The sequence below is a fragment of the Candidatus Thiosymbion oneisti genome (assembly GCF_900092655.1).
GTDB lineage: Bacteria > Pseudomonadota > Gammaproteobacteria > Chromatiales > Chromatiaceae > Thiosymbion > Thiosymbion oneisti.
Genome location: NZ_FLUY01001147.1, coordinates 1 through 320 on the forward strand (window position 1 = coordinate 1; position 320 = coordinate 320).

At 62.2% G+C, this 320-nt stretch carries 1 protein-coding gene; it reads left to right on the plus strand.

The features are described 5' to 3' along the window. Window positions 1–320 (plus strand): EF-Tu/IF-2/RF-3 family GTPase (locus tag BQ17_RS11695; RefSeq protein WP_256091556.1); only part of this gene is annotated, 320 nt, incomplete at both ends.

Sequence of the window (320 nt, forward strand, 5' to 3'; positions counted from 1 at the left end):
GTCGTGACCGGCCGGGTCGAGCGCGGCGTGATCAAGGTTGGCGAAGAAGTCGAAATCGTCGGCATCAAAGAGACCACCAAGACCACCTGCACCGGGGTTGAGATGTTCCGCAAGCTGCTGGATCAAGGGCAGGCCGGCGACAACGTTGGCGTCTTACTGCGGGGCACCAAGCGCGACGAAGTCGAGCGCGGTCAGGTCCTGGCCAAGCCGGGGACCATTACCCCCCACACCCACTTCGAGGGTGAGGTGTACGTGCTGAGCAAGGACGAAGGCGGTCGTCACACCCCCTTCTTCAACGGCTATCGTCCCCAGTTCTACTT